The following is a 15,464-nucleotide window of genomic DNA, read 5'->3' on the forward strand; positions in this document are numbered from 1 at the left end:
ATCCGCCTTTCCTAACGCACGACGATACCGATGGCCGTCACTGCTGCAAGATAAGCCACCAGAATCCCATACGCCATATAATCTCTTTTTTCATAAAGCAACGGTTTCATTTTCGTCCGGCCTTCCCCGCCGCGATAACATCTGGCCTCCATGGCCATGGCCAGGTCGTTAGCCCGGCGGAAGGCAGAAAGGAACAGCGGCACCAACAGGGGCACCATGTTTTTCGCCTTCTGGATCAGATTGCCGTTGTCAAAATCCGCACCTCTGGCCATCTGTGCCTTCATGATCTTATCCGTCTCCTCCAGCAAAATCGGGATGAACCGAAGGGCAATGGACATCATCATGGAAATCTCGTGCACCGGCACATGTACCACCTTCAACGGCCCCAGCACCCGCTCCAGGCCGTCGGTCAGGTCGTTGGGCGTGGTCGTCAGCGTCATGACGGAAGAACCGATGATCAGGTAGATCAGGCGCACCGCCATAAAACCCGCCTGCGAAAGTCCCTCCCGCGTGATTTTCAAAATACCAAAATCCCAGATGACTTCTCCGGGAATGATAAACAGGTTGAACACCACGGTGATCAGCAACAGCACGATGATGGCTTTCAGCCCCCGCATCATATAGCGGAAGGGCACCTTCGACGTGCGGATGATCCCCGCAAGAAACAGAGTGGCCGCCGCATAGCCCAGCCAGCTTTTAAATAAAAACAGGGACACGATAAACGCAATGGTGCCGATGAGCTTTGTCCGGGGATCCAGCCGATGGATCGCGGAATTCGTCGGATAGTATTGTCCCAAAGTAATATCTCTTATCATAATCGTCCTCCTGCCGCAAGTGCACGCAGGATCTCATCCCTTGCTTCCTCCACTGTCGTGGCATCGGTGCGCACATCCAGACCTTTTTCTTTCAGCCGGTTCATCACGTAGGTCACCTGCGGCGCCGCCAGACCGATCTCTTCCAGTTCCTTATAATGGGAAAATACTTCCTTCGGGGTGCCGTCGTACATAACCTCGCCCCGGTTCATGACGATGATCCGCTCCACATAACGGGCCACATCCTCCATGCTGTGAGAAACAAGCACACAGGTGATATGGCGTTTTTCATGCAGCTGGCTGATCAGTCCCAGGATCTCATCCCGGCCTCTGGGATCCAGCCCCGCCGTGGGCTCGTCCAGGATCAGCACCTCCGGCTCCATGGCAAGCACGCCCGCAATGGCCACCCGGCGCTTCTGGCCGCCGGACAGATCAAAGGGCGACTGATGGAACATTTCCTCCGAAATGCCCGTCAGACGCAGGGCTTCTGCCGCCCGCGCTTTCGCCTCTTCCTCCGAAAGGCCCTGATTTTTCGGGCCAAAACATACGTCGCTGATCACATCCACCTCAAACAGCTGATGCTCCGGGTACTGAAACACCAGTCCCACCTTTGCCCGCAGTTTCCGCATATCATAGTCTTTTTCGTAAATATTTTCCCCGTTAAAACGGATCACGCCGCTGGACGCCTTCAAAAGCCCGTTCAGGTGCTGGGTCAGCGTGGATTTTCCCGAACCGGTATGGCCGATGAGGCCGATAAACTGCCCCTCCGGGATTTCCAGATTGATATCCTTTAACGCCTGCCGCTGGTAGGCGGTATTTTCCGAATAAATATAATTCAAATGCTCGATCACGATTGACATAATTCATCCACCAGTTCATCTATTGTCAGGATTCCATCCGAAAGCGGAACGCCTTTTTCTTTCAGCTCATGGGCCAGCAGCGTTACCTGCGGCACGTCCAGGCTGTATTTCTTCAGTTCATCTACCCGGGAGAAAATCTCTCTGGGCGTTCCCTGCATGACGATTTTTCCATCGTCCATGACGATGACCTTATCCGCCCACACCACTTCTTCCATATAATGGGTGATGAGGATGACGGTCACCTCTTCCACCTCGTTCAGCGCCCGCACCGTCCGAATGACTTCCTTGCGGCCGTTGGGATCCAGCATGGCCGTGGGCTCATCCAGCACGATGCATTTCGGATGCATGGCCACCACACCGGCGATGGCCACCCGCTGCTTCTGGCCGCCGGACAGACGGTTGGGCGAATGGTGCCGGTATTCCAGCATTTCCACTGCCTGGAGGCTCTCCTGCACCCGATCCCAGATTTCCAGCGACGGCACGCCCAGGTTTTCCGGGCCAAAGCCCACGTCCTCTTCCACCACGCTGCCGATGATCTGGTTGTCCGGATTCTGGAACACCATCCCGGCCGTCTGCCGGATATTCCAGATGTCTTTTTCCTCTTTGGTGTCCATTCCGCCCACCCACATCGTTCCCTCCGTGGGGGCCAGAATGGCGTTGATATGCTTGGCCAGCGTGGATTTTCCGGAACCGTTGTGGCCCAGGATCGCGATAAACTCCCCCCGTTCCACATCCAGATCCACGCCGTCCACTGCCCGGCGGATCTCCTCCACCTTGCCGTCCTCGTCTCTTCTGATATATTCATGCACCAGCTTTGCTGCCTTAATGATTCCCATGCAAATGCTCCTTCGTAAAAGCCGTCTAAATTACTCCCATTGTATCCAACTTGCCTCATTTTTGCAAGCGGTAATCCCATCTGCCGTAAAACATGCGTACTGTTCAGTTCTCATCCAGACATCAAAAACCGCCGCAGCGGGATTACACGCCTGCCGCTTCTATATGGCAGTTCTGTCAGATTTCAGTCACATCAACCTTAATAAAATCACCAAACTGCTGTTGTAATCGCCGGGCCACTGCCAGAGATGCGCTGTTTCTCTGATCCACCCGGATCCATACCCGGTCCAGATACAGGGAATCCCGGGCGTAGAGAAGAATCTGCCGGCAGGCAAACGAAGCCAGCCCTTTGCCACGGTATGGAGTAGAAATTATGTAGCCTAACGTTATCCTGGCATCTATCGGCTCTTTCACCGCGATCCCGTCCTCAACCGCCGTCTCTGTTTCCGATGCCTGCCTGTCTGTTTTCCCGGTCGTCTCCTCCGATTTCTGTCTGCCTGTTTCTACTGTCGGCGCTTCCGGTTCCCACCTGTCACTGCCTCTGGAATCGTTCCTGCCGGATTCTTCTGTTTGTGCTGTCCTGCCTCCGTCGCTTTCCGTTCCGTCCTCCACGCCCAATCCGACATGCCCGATGATCCTCCCGGTTCGCGCATCCTCCAGCACGTACATGCCGAAATCATAAAACCGATACATATTTTTTACATAGCTTTCAAAATATGCTTCCGGTTCCTCCGCCGGAAAAAAGGAGGGCATATAGGCAAGCATCCCCGGCTCTTCATACAGCGCCCGCACCGCCTCATAGTCATCCACGGTCATTTCCCGGATGGTCAGTCATATGTCTGTTTCCGGCACCTCCGTCTGCGCGATCGTCACCGGCAGATCATGTACCCGATGATGCAGCCGTTTTACAAAATCATAATCCACTTCCTCAAAGCCCTCGGTCACCAGATCCGCCAGACTTAAGTCCTGATTGCCGGAATCCGGGTTATAAAATCCCAGACACGCCGCACCGGCCGCCTTGGCCGCACGCACGCCGTTGCAGGAATCCTCCACGATGACGCATTCCTCCGGCTGCACACCCAGCTCCTCCATGGCTTTCAAAAACACATCCGGTGCCGGCTTCGGGTGCGCCACATCTGCACCGCTGACGATTTTGTCAAAATAATCATATAATCCAATGGCCTTCGTCGTTTTCACGATCAGATCATAATAGGAAGAAGATGCCACCGCCAGCTTCACGCCGTGGGCCCGCAGATCCAGGATCATCTGCCGGATGCCGGGGATTTCCCCGTAGCCATCTTTCTCGATGATGGCCGCCTCGTGCTCCTTGATCCGTGCCCAGTTCTCCGGCTTGCGGATGTCAATGCCGTACTTTTCCATCAGCATTCCCCGCAGATGCTCCGTGGTCGAACCGATGGACGGCGCATAGTAGTCATAATTCAGTTCGATTCCCTGCTCCCGGAAAAATGCCTGATACATCCGAAAATGAATCGGCTCCGTGTTCACCAGTACCCCGTCCATGTCAAAAATCACGCTTTTAAACATTCTATTTCCACCTTTTCTTCGGTTATGGTCGTTTTGTTCCTTCCTCACTATAGACTGTGGAGGAGGATTTTTCAAGCATGAAATGAGCGCCAGATGATGAGCAAAATTTTCTTTCGATTTTGGACAGAATAAGGTATAATAGGAAGAGAAAATTCAACGAAAGAAAGGATGTCATTTATGGCAAAGAACCCCATCGTTACCATTGAAATGGAAAACGGCGATATCATGAAAGCAGAGCTGTACCCGGCAGTTGCCCCGAATACAGTAAACAATTTTATCTCTCTTGTAAAAAAAGGCTTCTATGACGGACTGATCTTCCACCGCGTCATCAAAGGCTTTATGATCCAGGGCGGATGCCCGGACGGCACCGGCATGGGCGGCCCGGGATACTGCATCAAGGGTGAGTTTTCCCACAACGGTTTCCAGAATGATCTGGCGCACACACCGGGCGTGCTGTCCATGGCAAGAACCATGATGCCCGACACCGCAGGCTCCCAGTTTTTCCTGATGCACAAGACTTCCCCGCATCTGGACGGCGAGTACGCTGCTTTCGGAAAAGTCATCGAGGGACTGGAAATTGTGGACAAGATCGCCAACGTACGCACAGACTACTCTGACCGCCCGCTGGAAAAACAGCAGATCAAATCCATGACAGTGGAAACCTTCGGCGTAGATTACCCGGAACCGGAGAAGTGCTAAATGAGAAAAGGATAGCTGATGGGAAACAACATCCCCCGGCTATCCTTTTTCATTCCATGTCTTTTATCGTCAGTTACAAATCTTTCCCAATTTACTCTGTCTGCGTTTCTCCGAAAAGCAGTTCCTTCAGATAGGCAATATTTTTCTCCATATCCGGTACCAGCACCTGCATTTCCCGGATGGTCTGGTTGGTGTAGCCGCCGTCGATGGGCAGGCGGTACGTCTCGATATCGCTTTCATCCATGCCGATGGCCGTCGTTCCCAGACTGATCATGTCACCGATGCCGATATCCGTATCCAACATGGGATAGATGTCTTTTGCCAGGGACAGCATCTTCAGCTTGCCCTGCCCTTTCACTTTGCGGAATACCGTCATGAGCACCGTCCGCTGCCGTTCCGTACGCTGGAAATCAGAATTTCCCACCTGACGGATCCGAGAGTAAGCCAGCGCCTGGTCGCCGTTCAGCGTCTGTACCCCGGCACTTAAACTCCATCCGTTCTGCCAGTACGCCGTGTTCAGATAATCCGCCTCTTCCTGGCTCAGTTCGATTTCCACCCCATCCACCTTGTCAATGATGGTCTTAAAGCTTTCAAAATCAATCTGCACGTTTCCGTCGATTTTTACCTGAAAATCATTTTCTATCGTCTGCTCCAGCAGTTTTACACCGCCCAGAGAATATGCCGCATTGATCCGGTTGTCATCATGCCCCGGAATGGAGACGTACATGTCACGCATCAGGGAGACGATCTTCACCTTGCCGGTTCCTTTATTCACAGACACCAGCATCATGGAGTCAGAACGGCTGCCTTCCACATCCTCCCGGCCATCCTGTCCCACCAGCAGAATGTTGATGACACCTTTGCCGGAGGCCAGCTGGGTCGTATTTCCGCCGGAAGCCAGTTTTGAAAAAATCTTTCCGCCAAATATGGTGATGACCACCAGAAGCACGATGATGATACCAATGATCCCACCGATGAGACGAATGATCTTTTCAGAAAAAAACGGTTTTTCTTCTCTGCGCATGCCCTCGTCCTCCTGCTCCTCTTCCACTTCTTCATACCGCTGCTGCCGTTCCTGGCTGCGATACTGCGCTTCCTGCCGACGACGATTCTCCTCCTGCTGCCGACGTTCATCCGCAACTCGCTGCCCATCCTGCCCAGAGCGGCGACGCGGTGCCTCTTCATAGCCATCACGGCTTCTTCCGGCTTCCCGGCTCTGCCGCTCTCCATAACCATCACCAGTGCTTCCGGCAGCACGGCGGCGCGGCATTTCCTGCGCATAATCCTCACTGGCAGCACGGCGGCGGGTTGCCCCGTCACTGTACCTTTCTTCCGCTGGACGACGGCGGACTGCCCCATCACTGTACCCTTCTCCTGCAGGGCGACGGCGGACTGCTCCGTCACTGTACCCTTCTCTTGCGGGGCGGCGGCGCGACGTTCCCTGCTCGTATCCTTCTCCTGTCGGACGACGGCGCGGGGCTCCCTCACTATAGCCTTCTCCCGTCGGGCGGCGGCGCTGCGCTCCCTGCTCGTAGTCCTCTCCTGTCGGACGACGGCGCGGCGTTCCCTCGTTATAACCTTCTCCCGTCGGGCGGCGGCGCGGGGCTCCCTGCCCGTATCTTTCTCCTGTGGGGCGGCGGCGCGGTGTCTCCCCGTTCCCATTTTCTGTCAGACCTTCCCCACGCGAAGCAGAGCGATAACCGCCTGTGCTGCCCAGGGAATCACGATGCACGGTATCACTCTCTCCCTCGTAAAAATTATGGGCATCCTCATAAGAAGGCGACGTGTATCCCCCCTGCTCGCGGTTCTGCCGCTCTGCCTCCAGTCGTTCCAGCTCTCTATATTTTTCCTCGATCATCCGATCCAGGTCTTCCTGACTTACCGGATTCTTTTTCTCCATTCGTTTTCCTCCTGCATGATCCATTGCCTTTTTATTGTACCTATTTTTTTCTGGAAATTCAAGGAGACAGACTACTTCTTAAAGATTCTTTAAGGAACTCCCCATGGGGCTGCGTGCGTCTGCGTTCCACTTTGATCGCTACATAACAAACGCCACTGACGTTTTGCACCCTACGAAGCGTTTCTGTATGATAAGATGCAATCTCCCGTCATGCAAAAAGGGCACCGCCCGGTACAGATTTCTCTGTATCAGACAGTGCCCTTTTCCAAAAAACAGCTTAATCAAATAATTTTTCTTTGTAAACACCGGCAGCGATCAGCTCTTTGAAAGCTTTCACCACATCTGCCTTGTCTTCCTTATAGGTCACGCCGAACCATTTGTCCCGGCTCTCCAGCAGTTTCACCTTGGCTTCGCCGCTCTGGAGCATATCGCCGATGATGGTGGGCAGAAGATATTCCTTCTTGATCTCCCCTTCCGGAAGATTCTTGAGGAAGTCTACAAAACCTTTTTCCAGATATTCCATGAAATCCGGTGTCAGGCCCCACATGTTCATAGATACATGGCTGTCAGGGTCAAGCCAGCGGATCTGTCCGTCCTCACCGCGCACACCCGGTTTGCCGTCAATCTTCTCGATGTTGCTTGTCTCGTTGACATCCACCAGATTGCCTGCATCGTCCAGCACACACACGCCTCTCGTCACGGCACCGTTATCGCTGAGGGTATTGCCCAGGATAAAGCCCACCATGCAGAACTGGAAATCTGCGGTTTTTTCCGGCTGGGAAACCAGATAATCATGCAGCTTCACAAAACCTTCTTTGCCGTAATAATCATCGGCATTGATAACCGCAAAGGGCTCATGGATAATGTCCTTGCATGCCAGAATCGCCTGGCCGGTTCCCCAGGGCTTCGTCCGGTCTGCGGGCTTTGTAAAGCCGCCCGGAAGATCATCCAGCTCCTGATAAGCATATGCCACATCAGCAATCTTCTCGATCCGATTGCCGATAACTTCCTTGAAATCCTTCTCAAGATCCTTGCGGATGATGAAAACGATCCGGTCAAAACCAGCCTCCAGTGCGTCCTTGATGGAGTAATCCATGATGATCTCTCCATTGGGTCCCACCGGCTCCAGCTGCTTGATGCCGCCGCCAAACCGGCTGCCGATACCGGCCGCCATAATTGCAAGTGTTGTTTTCATTGTACTCACCTTCGTTTGCCTTTCTGTTGTTGCTTGCAGCGCTCCCCTGCTGCCCGGGTAATCTGTGACATTATCATACCAGATTTGGGACAATTATACAATGCTGCCATAAAAAATCGTGTCAAAATTTCAGGCAAAAGCAAGATTTTTTGACTCTAGTCACAAATACCAACCGAATTTTTCTATTTTCAAAAAGCAAACAGGAAAGTAACGTCCTATTTCCACATATCACCCGAAAGGTCTATCGTCAGCAACTGCTTTTAGACACAAGGCACAAAGAACAACCCCAACTATAAAAATTCCAACTCATCCACGTTTACAGGAAGTACTGGCTCAGCTTCTCCGTGATCTGTGCCTCAATAGCTGCCGCAGCCTCCTTATTTTCCGCACTGACAGAAATATAGGTTTTCAGCTTCGGCTCGGTGCCGGAGGGGCGCACCACCACAGAACAGTGATCTGCCAGGATAAATTTCAGCACATCGGACTTGGGCAGGCCGTCCAGTCCCTTTGCATAGTCCAGACACTCCACCAGCGCTTTGCTGCCAAAGTCCGGCGTCTCCTGGCGGAATTTTTTCATGATGCCCTGCATTTTTTCAAATCCTGCCGCCCCGTCGAATTCATAGGAATGCAGCGTATTCAGGCAATGGCCATATGTGCCGTACAGCTCTTTCAACTTTGCGGTCAGGCTGATGCCGCGGCTCTTGTAGTAAGCAAACATCTCACAGATGAGGAAGGCGCCGTCCACAGCGTCCTTATCCCGGACATAACTGCCGCTTAAGTAACCGTAGCTTTCCTCAAAGCCAAAGATATAAGAATCTTCTTTTCCCTGTTTTTCCAGCATGCCGATCTGCTCCCCGATGAATTTGAAGCCGGTCAGCACATTGATGGTGCGCACGCCGTAATGGGCCGCGATCCGCTCCGCCATATCAATGGTCACAATGGTTTTCACCAGCACCGGATCTGCGGGCATTTTCCCAAGGGCCATCCGTCTGCTGCACACGTAATCCAGCAGCAGCATACCGGTCTCATTGCCGGTCAGAAGAACATATTCGCCCTGCTCATTTTTCACCGCGATACCCACCCGGTCACAGTCCGGATCGGTGGCCAGCAACAGGTCTGCCTGCTGTTTTTTCGCATATTCCATGCCCAGCGCCATGGCTTCCCGGATCTCCGGGTTCGGATAGGGGCAGGTAGGGAAATTGCCGTCTGGCAGCTCCTGCTCTTTTACCACGGTAATGTTCGTATATCCGCTCTCTTTCAGCGTGCGCAGCACCGGCTTCCGGCCGGTTCCGTTCAGCGGAGAATACACGATGGCCACATTTTTGTCCACCTGCTCATCCCCCAGCAGCGACTGCCCTTTCACAGCCTCCACGAAAGCTGTCGTCACATCCTCGCCGATCCAGGCAATTTTGCCCGCCTCCATAGAGGCATCAAAATCTGCCCGCTTCACGTCAGCAAACACATCCAGCTTCTCAATCTCCGCCAGGATGGCAGCCGCAGCCTCCGTGGTGATCTGGCAGCCGTCTGCGCCGTACACTTTGTATCCGTTGTATTTGGACGGATTGTGGGATGCCGTCACCATGATGCCTGCCGCGCAGTGTAATTCCCGCACCGCAAAGGACAGGCAGGGGGTGGGCATGAGCTCCGGATACATGTGCACTGTAATGCCGTTTGCCGCAAACACACCGGAAGCGGTGCGGGCAAACAGATCGGATTTGATCCGGGAATCATAGCTCACCGCGATCCGCCGCTGCTCTGCCGGGAAATGTTTGATCACATAGTCCGCCAGGCCCTGAGACGCCTTTGCCACCGTGTATACATTCATCCGGTTCGTGCCCGCACCGATCACGCCCCGCAGTCCTCCGGTACCAAATTCCAGATCCCGGTAAAAAGCATCCACAATCTGATCTTCCTTGCCGTCGATCTCCCCCAGTTCTCGGGCCAGATCGGCATCCTCCGTCGCCAGCTGTTTCCAGCGGGCGTATTCATTTATAATTTTCTGATCCATCATCCTCGTCTCCTTCTATCTTGGCATGCGCACCTCTCGTCACAGTTCCAGCAATCATAAAAATTCCTCATAACTGCAACACAATGTGCCGTATCCCCCATGCCTGTATTCTGACATCAGCAGCTCACCTTCAGGAATTGTGCTTTTCCGTGCAGCTTCATGGGCACAGAATCCGCCGGTACAAAAATACAGTCTCCCCGGAAAAACGGCAGCGACTGGGCTTCTTCCTTCTCTCCCCAAAGTACCGTGCCGCACCCGTTGGTGCACAGCAGCACCTGAAAAGAATTGCTGCCCGTCTGGAAATCCGCCATCTTCCGGCAGCGCTCCGTATTTACCAGCAGCCGCTCCGCCTGAAAATACTGGCACCGGCACAGGAACTCCGAAGCGCAGCCTTCCCGGTAACGCAACACCCGCATGGGCTGCCGCGGCTCAGCGCTTCCTTTCAGGTTCGCCACAGCCAGTGATTTTTCGATATGCAGTTCCCGGGGATTGCCGTTTTTGTCCACCCGGTTGTAATCATACATCCGATACGTGAGGTTGGAGCTCTCCTGGATTTCCGCAATGAGCACCCCTGCCCCGATGGCATGCACGGTCCCTGCCTTGATGTAAAATACATCGTCCCGCTGCACCGGTACTTTCTGCAGGTACTTCTCCACCGTACCTTTCCGAAGACTTTCTTCCAGATCAGCCTTCATCATGTCATGGCGAAAACCGTACACCAGGCTGGCATCCTTCGCCGCATCCAGAACGTACCACATCTCACTCTTTCCCCGGGGCTCATGCTCCTGCTCCCTGGCGTACGTATCATCCGGGTGCACCTGCACCGACAGATCTCGCTTGGCATCAATGAATTTGATGAGAATCGGCAGCCCGTCTGTGCCATCTGGGTGCGTACCCAGATAGGACGGATGCGTTCTTAATACGTCTGCCAGAAGAGCACCTGTATGCGCCCCGCTGGCCACCCGGCTGGGGCCGTCAGGATGGGTCGAGCACTCCCAGGTTTCCGCCAGCGGTTTTAAATCAATCCCTTTGGAAAAATCGTCGTTCAGGCGATTGCCGCCCCACAGATAATCTTTTCCCGCCGGTTTTAACAGGAAGGGGCTATTCTTCCCACTCGAATTTCTGTTTGTCATGTACACTGATCTCCTTACCCAGCTGTACCTCGATGACTGTCAGCTCGGTATCCGCGATAATCGTATGACGGCAGCCCGCCTCCATGGTCACCACATCCCCGGGATGAACCGGCTGCTCCATGCCATCCACAACGGTACGGCCGGTGCCGGACACAATGGTCCACACCTCGTCCCGGTGGGCATGGCTGTGATAATTCATCCGATGGCCCGGATGCAGCGTCACTTTAATCGTCATGCTCTCCGGCTGCACATCCAGTACCCGGAAACTGCCCCAGGATTTTTCCGCAAACATGATCTGCTGATCAATTTTATCCACAAAGGGCTTGATATAGCTGGACTGCTCTTTGTCCGACACGAGAATGCCCTCTGCACTTGCCGACACGATCACGTCCTTTAAGCCCATGCACAGCACCGGCACTGCCAGCTCATTGATCACATGCACATTCTCGCATGTCTCGTTGAGGATCGCATCCCCCACGCAGGATTCCTCCATAGCCTCTGTCAGCGTATTCCAGGTGCCTAGATCCTTCCACTGACCGGCGAAACGCATGACTGTGATAGAAGGTTCTTTTTCCACCACCGCATAGTCGAAGCTGATCTTTTCCAGTGTCTCATATTTTCCATAGAGATCATCATAATCTTCAAAATCAATGAGCTCATGGGCCTTCTCCAGCACATAGCCCAGCCTGTAGGCAAACACACCGCCATTCCAGAGGGCGCCCTGGCTGATGTACTGCTCCGCCGTTTTCACATCCGGTTTCTCCTTGAACGTCTTCACCTGACTGACCGCATCCTTGTCCGCCGGAATGATATAGCCATATTTTTCACTGGGATAGGTGGGCTCAATGCCCATCAGCGTCAGATTGGCCTCCCCTGCCTGGGCCAGATCGGACAGCTTTTTCAGCGCCTCAAAATAATCCTGTTCCACAAAAGGATCCACCGGGCAGACCACCACAGCCTCCTCTGCAGGCACATGCTTCACATCATGGAGGTACGCCGTTGCCAGCGCGATGGCCGGAAACGTATCCCGGCGGCAGGGCTCCACGCAGACACCCACGTTTTCTCCCAGCTGGTTGTGAATGGCAGACACCTGGGTCCTGGAGGTGGCAATGGTCACCGATGCCCCCTGATCCACGGTGCAGATCTGACGGTACACCCGCTGCACCATGGACTCATATTCTCCGTTTTCCCCTTTGAAAATCTTGATAAACTGTTTGGAGCGGACGTCGTTGGACAGGGGCCACAGCCGCTTGCCCGATCCGCCGGATAACAATACGATATTCATATTCTGTTCCCTTCTCCTGCGCACGATTATCGCTCTGCACGCATGGGATTATGCAGGAAATCCTCGTAGGCCAGACGAATGCCGTCCCGCAACTCGGTCTTGTATTTCCAGCCCAGATTTTCCAGTTTGGACACATCCAGCAGCTTTCTCGGTGTGCCGTCCGGTTTGGAAGGATCCCAGTTGATCTTTCCCTTGTAACCGATCACCTCTGCCGTCAGCTCTGTCAGCTCTTTGATGGTCAGCTCCTTGCCGGTGCCCACATTGACCGTCTCATTTCCGGAATAATGGTTCATCAGAAATACACAGGCATCCGCCAGATCATCCACGTACAGGAACTCCCGCAATGGAGTGCCGGTGCCCCAGCAGGTCACCTCCGGCAGTCCTGCCTCTTTTGCTTCATGGAACCGTCGGATCAGTGCCGGCAGCACATGGCTGTGGGTCGGATGATAATTGTCATTGGGGCCGTACAGATTGGTGGGCATGGCAGAAATGTAATCGGTGCCGTACTGGCGGTTCAGGAACTCACAGTATTTCAGACCGGAAATTTTCGCCAGCGCATATGCCTCATTGGTCTTCTCCAGCTCTGAAGTCAGCAGACAGCTCTCCGGCATGGGCTGGGGTGCCATCCGCGGATAAATGCAGGAAGAACCCAGGAACAGCAATTTCTTGCAGCCGTTCTGCCAGGCGGAATGAATGGTGTTCATCTCCAGGATCATATTTTCATACATAAAATCTGCCAGCGCCTCTGCGTTTGCCACAATGCCGCCCACCTTGGCAGCTGCCAGAAATACATAGTCCGGTTTCTCTTTTTCAAAAAAGGCTTCCACCTCATCCTGACGGCACAGGTTCAGCTCCTTATGGGTGCGCAGCACAAAATTGTGATATCCTTCCCGCTCCAGCGCCCGCACGATGGCAGAGCCAACCATGCCTCTGTGTCCGGCAACATAAATTTTCGCATCTTTTTCCATCATCTTATCTCACAACTCCTTTTTCCAGATATTCCTCCAGATTGCATTTGATGTGCTCTTCCGCACGCTCCACGGCCACTTTCCGCATATCATGCTCGGTCATGAGCCGCACCAGTTCCTCAAAGGAAGTTTTGGTCGGGTTCCATCCCAGCTCGGTTTTTGCCTTGGTGGGATCTCCCCACAGGTTTACCACGTCTGTCGGACGGTAGAAATCCGGAGAAACCTCTACCAGCACCTTGCCGGTCGCCTTGTCGATGCCCTTCTCGTCCATGCCCTCACCGGTAAATTCCAGTTCGATGCCGGCATAATGGAAGGCCAGCTTACAGAATTCCCGCACGGAATGCTGCTCGCCGGTGGCAATGACAAAATCCTCCGGCTTCTCGTTCTGCAGGATCAGCCACATGCATTCCACATAATCTTTGGCATAGCCCCAGTCACGCAGACTGGACAGATTGCCCAGATACAGCTTCTCCTGCTTTCCCTGGGCGATTCTGGCTGCTGCCAGGGTGATCTTTCTTGTGACAAAAGTTTCGCCTCTGCGTTCGGACTCGTGATTGAACAAAATGCCGGAACAGCAGAACATATGGTATGCTTCGCGATACTCTTTCACGATCCAGTAGCCATACTGCTTTGCCACAGCGTAAGGGCTATAGGGATGGAAGGGTGTCTTCTCGTTCTGCGGTACCTCTTCCACTTTGCCATAAAGCTCAGAAGTGGATGCCTGGTATACCCGGCATGTCTCGGTCAGACCGCACAGGCGCACCGCCTCCAGCACCCGCAGCACACCGGTGGCCACCACATCTGCCGTGTACTCCGGCACATCAAAGGATACCTGCACATGGCTCTGGGCTGCCAGGTTATAAATCTCATCCGGACGGACGGAACCCACAATGGCCATCAGGCTCATGGAATCCCCCAGATCGCCGTAGTGCAGATGGAACCGCTCATGCCCTTCCAGATGGGCAATCCGCTCCCGATAATCCACGGAAGACCGGCGGATCATGCCGTGTACATCATATCCCTTCTCCAGCAGAAGCTCTGCCAGATAAGAACCATCCTGTCCTGTTACTCCTGTAATCAACGCTTTTTTCATCGTATTCCTCTTTCTCTTTCCGGGCTGCCGTCTGCTTTGGGGTGCCCACCTGTGTCGTTTACTAAATTCTTTTTCATTCTATCGGATCTCTTTCTCCTTTTTAAGGGGTTATCTTGCAGGATCCTAGCACAATATTGACTTTTTTCTTTCAAGTCTGCTATACTGATTTCAAACAGTCCGTCTTTCGCCTGTTCCGACCACATCTGCTTTATCTGATGGGTTTACAAAGGAGGTCTTTCTATGGATGATGCCCTTTTTCACGGAAATATTGTCAACTCCCGCCGTATTTTATATACGCCGTCGGCATTTGCCCGCTCCAATCTGCTGCATCTGCAGGAAATCGGCTCTCTGACGGCCCAGCGCCCTCATGTAAGCCGCCGGGAGAATCTGGCCTCCTGCCTGTTCTTTCTGGTGGAAGATGGTGAAGGAGAGCTTCGCTACGAAGATCGGATCTGGCAATTGAAGGTCGGGGACTGTGTTTTTATTGACTGCAGGCATCCCTACTCCCACAGCACCTCCCAGCCGCTGTGGAGCCTGCGCTGGGCCCATTTCTTCGGCCCCAACCTGAACAGCATTTATGACAAATACGCAGAGCGCGGCGGCCTCCCCTGCTTCCGCCCGGCCGACAGCACCCGTTACCGTACCCTGCTGGAAGAGCTCTACCAGATTGCTGCCTCCTCGGATCACATCAAGGATATGAAAATCTACGAAAAGCTGGCGTCTCTTTTGACGCTTCTCATGGAGGAAAGCTGGAATCCGGGCGCCCACCCGGAGAAAAAGAACCGCCGCAGAAACGTACAGGCGGTGAAGGATTATCTGGATCAGCACTATTCCGAGAAGATCTCTCTGGACAATCTTGCTGAGCAGTTTTATATCAACAAGTTCTATCTCACCCGGATCTTCCGGGAGCAGTTCGGACTGTCCGTCAGCGCCTACCTGCAGCAGGTGCGCATCACCCACGCCAAACAGCTGCTGCGCTTTACCGATCAGTCCATTGAAAAAATCGGGCAGGAGTGCGGCATGAACGACGCCAATTATTTTTCCCGGATCTTCCGGAAAACCGAGGGTGTTTCCCCGGGGAATACAGAAAGCAGTGGTAGGGGCGCATCTTATGACGCGATCCCTTTCCACT

The 15,464-nt window shown here is 53.6% G+C and carries 13 protein-coding genes and 1 pseudogene; 2 read left to right on the top strand and 12 right to left on the bottom strand.

Going from position 1 to position 15,464, the window contains the following annotated elements; translation table 11 throughout:
* Positions 1 to 11: 11 nt before the first annotated feature.
* From RJD28_15535 to RJD28_15555, 5 genes are all read right to left on the bottom strand, one after another.
* Positions 12 to 815: an energy-coupling factor transporter transmembrane component T gene (locus tag RJD28_15535; protein ID WNV57591.1), complete on the bottom strand. Its 804-nt coding sequence runs from the start codon at positions 813 to 815 to the stop codon at positions 12 to 14.
* On the bottom strand, positions 812 to 1,672 hold the full coding sequence (locus tag RJD28_15540; protein WNV57592.1) for an energy-coupling factor transporter ATPase: 861 nt from the start codon (positions 1,670 to 1,672) through the stop codon (positions 812 to 814). The genes RJD28_15535 and RJD28_15540 overlap by 4 nt, the downstream gene beginning before the upstream one ends.
* Positions 1,660 to 2,508, bottom strand: a complete 849-nt coding sequence (locus RJD28_15545; GenBank protein WNV57593.1) for an energy-coupling factor transporter ATPase — start codon at positions 2,506 to 2,508, stop codon at positions 1,660 to 1,662. The genes RJD28_15540 and RJD28_15545 overlap by 13 nt, the downstream gene beginning before the upstream one ends.
* A gap of 175 nt (positions 2,509 to 2,683) precedes the next feature.
* Positions 2,684 to 3,316 carry a GNAT family N-acetyltransferase gene (locus tag RJD28_15550; GenBank protein WNV57594.1) on the bottom strand — a complete coding sequence of 211 codons (633 nt, stop codon included), beginning with the start codon at positions 3,314 to 3,316 and terminating at the stop codon, positions 2,684 to 2,686.
* A gap of 21 nt (positions 3,317 to 3,337) precedes the next feature.
* Positions 3,338 to 4,051: an HAD family phosphatase gene (locus RJD28_15555; GenBank protein ID WNV57595.1), complete on the bottom strand. Its 714-nt coding sequence runs from the start codon at positions 4,049 to 4,051 to the stop codon at positions 3,338 to 3,340.
* A 177-nt stretch (positions 4,052 to 4,228) separates the two neighbouring features.
* On the opposite strand from RJD28_15555, the gene RJD28_15560 reads away from it, so the two are divergent.
* Positions 4,229 to 4,750 (top strand): peptidylprolyl isomerase, encoded by a 522-nt coding sequence (locus tag RJD28_15560; protein WNV57596.1) that lies wholly within the window; start codon positions 4,229 to 4,231, stop codon positions 4,748 to 4,750.
* 91 nt (positions 4,751 to 4,841) lie between these two features.
* On the opposite strand, the gene RJD28_15565 is transcribed toward RJD28_15560, so the two are convergent.
* The 7 genes from RJD28_15565 to gmd form a co-directional block, all read right to left on the bottom strand.
* The gene (locus tag RJD28_15565; protein ID WNV57597.1) at positions 4,842 to 6,650 is read right to left on the bottom strand and encodes an LCP family protein; all 1,809 of its coding nucleotides are present in this window, start codon (positions 6,648 to 6,650) and stop codon (positions 4,842 to 4,844) included.
* A 277-nt stretch (positions 6,651 to 6,927) separates the two neighbouring features.
* Positions 6,928 to 7,845 (bottom strand): sugar phosphate nucleotidyltransferase, encoded by a 918-nt coding sequence (locus RJD28_15570; GenBank protein WNV57598.1) that lies wholly within the window; start codon positions 7,843 to 7,845, stop codon positions 6,928 to 6,930.
* A gap of 316 nt (positions 7,846 to 8,161) precedes the next feature.
* Positions 8,162 to 9,853: a phospho-sugar mutase gene (locus tag RJD28_15575; GenBank protein WNV59651.1), complete on the bottom strand. Its 1,692-nt coding sequence runs from the start codon at positions 9,851 to 9,853 to the stop codon at positions 8,162 to 8,164.
* Between the two features lie 116 nt (positions 9,854 to 9,969).
* A complete protein-coding gene (locus RJD28_15580) occupies positions 9,970 to 10,986 on the bottom strand; it encodes a type I phosphomannose isomerase catalytic subunit (protein ID WNV57599.1) in 1,017 nt (338 codons plus the stop codon).
* Positions 10,955 to 12,271, bottom strand: coding sequence for a sugar phosphate nucleotidyltransferase (locus RJD28_15585; GenBank protein ID WNV57600.1), 1,317 nt, complete (start codon positions 12,269 to 12,271; stop codon positions 10,955 to 10,957). Before RJD28_15585 ends, RJD28_15580 begins: the two co-directional genes overlap by 32 nt.
* A 26-nt stretch (positions 12,272 to 12,297) precedes the next feature.
* Complete coding sequence (locus RJD28_15590) at positions 12,298 to 13,242, bottom strand: GDP-L-fucose synthase (protein ID WNV57601.1); 945 nt, start codon at positions 13,240 to 13,242, stop codon at positions 12,298 to 12,300.
* Between the two features lies 1 nt (position 13,243).
* Positions 13,244 to 14,332, bottom strand: coding sequence for a GDP-mannose 4,6-dehydratase (gmd, locus tag RJD28_15595; GenBank protein ID WNV57602.1), 1,089 nt, complete (start codon positions 14,330 to 14,332; stop codon positions 13,244 to 13,246).
* Between the two features lie 240 nt (positions 14,333 to 14,572).
* Here gmd and RJD28_15600 point away from each other — a divergent pair.
* A pseudogene (locus RJD28_15600) lies at positions 14,573 to 15,366 on the top strand (AraC family transcriptional regulator).
* Positions 15,367 to 15,464 lie beyond the last annotated feature (98 nt).

This window comes from Oscillospiraceae bacterium NTUH-002-81 (assembly GCA_032620915.1).
Taxonomy (GTDB): domain Bacteria; phylum Bacillota; class Clostridia; order Lachnospirales; family Lachnospiraceae; genus JAGTTR01.

Coding starts and splice junctions, on each gene's coding strand:
- RJD28_15535 (WNV57591.1), bottom strand. CDS start 815: ATGATAAGAGATATTACTTTGGGACAATACTATCCGACGAATTCCGCG.
- RJD28_15540 (WNV57592.1), bottom strand. CDS start 1,672: ATGTCAATCGTGATCGAGCATTTGAATTATATTTATTCGGAAAATACC.
- RJD28_15545 (WNV57593.1), bottom strand. CDS start 2,508: ATGGGAATCATTAAGGCAGCAAAGCTGGTGCATGAATATATCAGAAGA.
- RJD28_15555 (WNV57595.1), bottom strand. CDS start 4,051: ATGTTTAAAAGCGTGATTTTTGACATGGACGGGGTACTGGTGAACACG.
- RJD28_15560 (WNV57596.1), top strand. CDS start 4,229: ATGGCAAAGAACCCCATCGTTACCATTGAAATGGAAAACGGCGATATC.
- RJD28_15565 (WNV57597.1), bottom strand. CDS start 6,650: ATGGAGAAAAAGAATCCGGTAAGTCAGGAAGACCTGGATCGGATGATC.
- RJD28_15570 (WNV57598.1), bottom strand. CDS start 7,845: ATGAAAACAACACTTGCAATTATGGCGGCCGGTATCGGCAGCCGGTTT.
- RJD28_15575 (WNV59651.1), bottom strand. CDS start 9,853: ATGGATCAGAAAATTATAAATGAATACGCCCGCTGGAAACAGCTGGCG.
- RJD28_15580 (WNV57599.1), bottom strand. CDS start 10,986: ATGACAAACAGAAATTCGAGTGGGAAGAATAGCCCCTTCCTGTTAAAA.
- RJD28_15585 (WNV57600.1), bottom strand. CDS start 12,271: ATGAATATCGTATTGTTATCCGGCGGATCGGGCAAGCGGCTGTGGCCC.
- RJD28_15590 (WNV57601.1), bottom strand. CDS start 13,242: ATGATGGAAAAAGATGCGAAAATTTATGTTGCCGGACACAGAGGCATG.
- gmd (WNV57602.1), bottom strand. CDS start 14,332: ATGAAAAAAGCGTTGATTACAGGAGTAACAGGACAGGATGGTTCTTAT.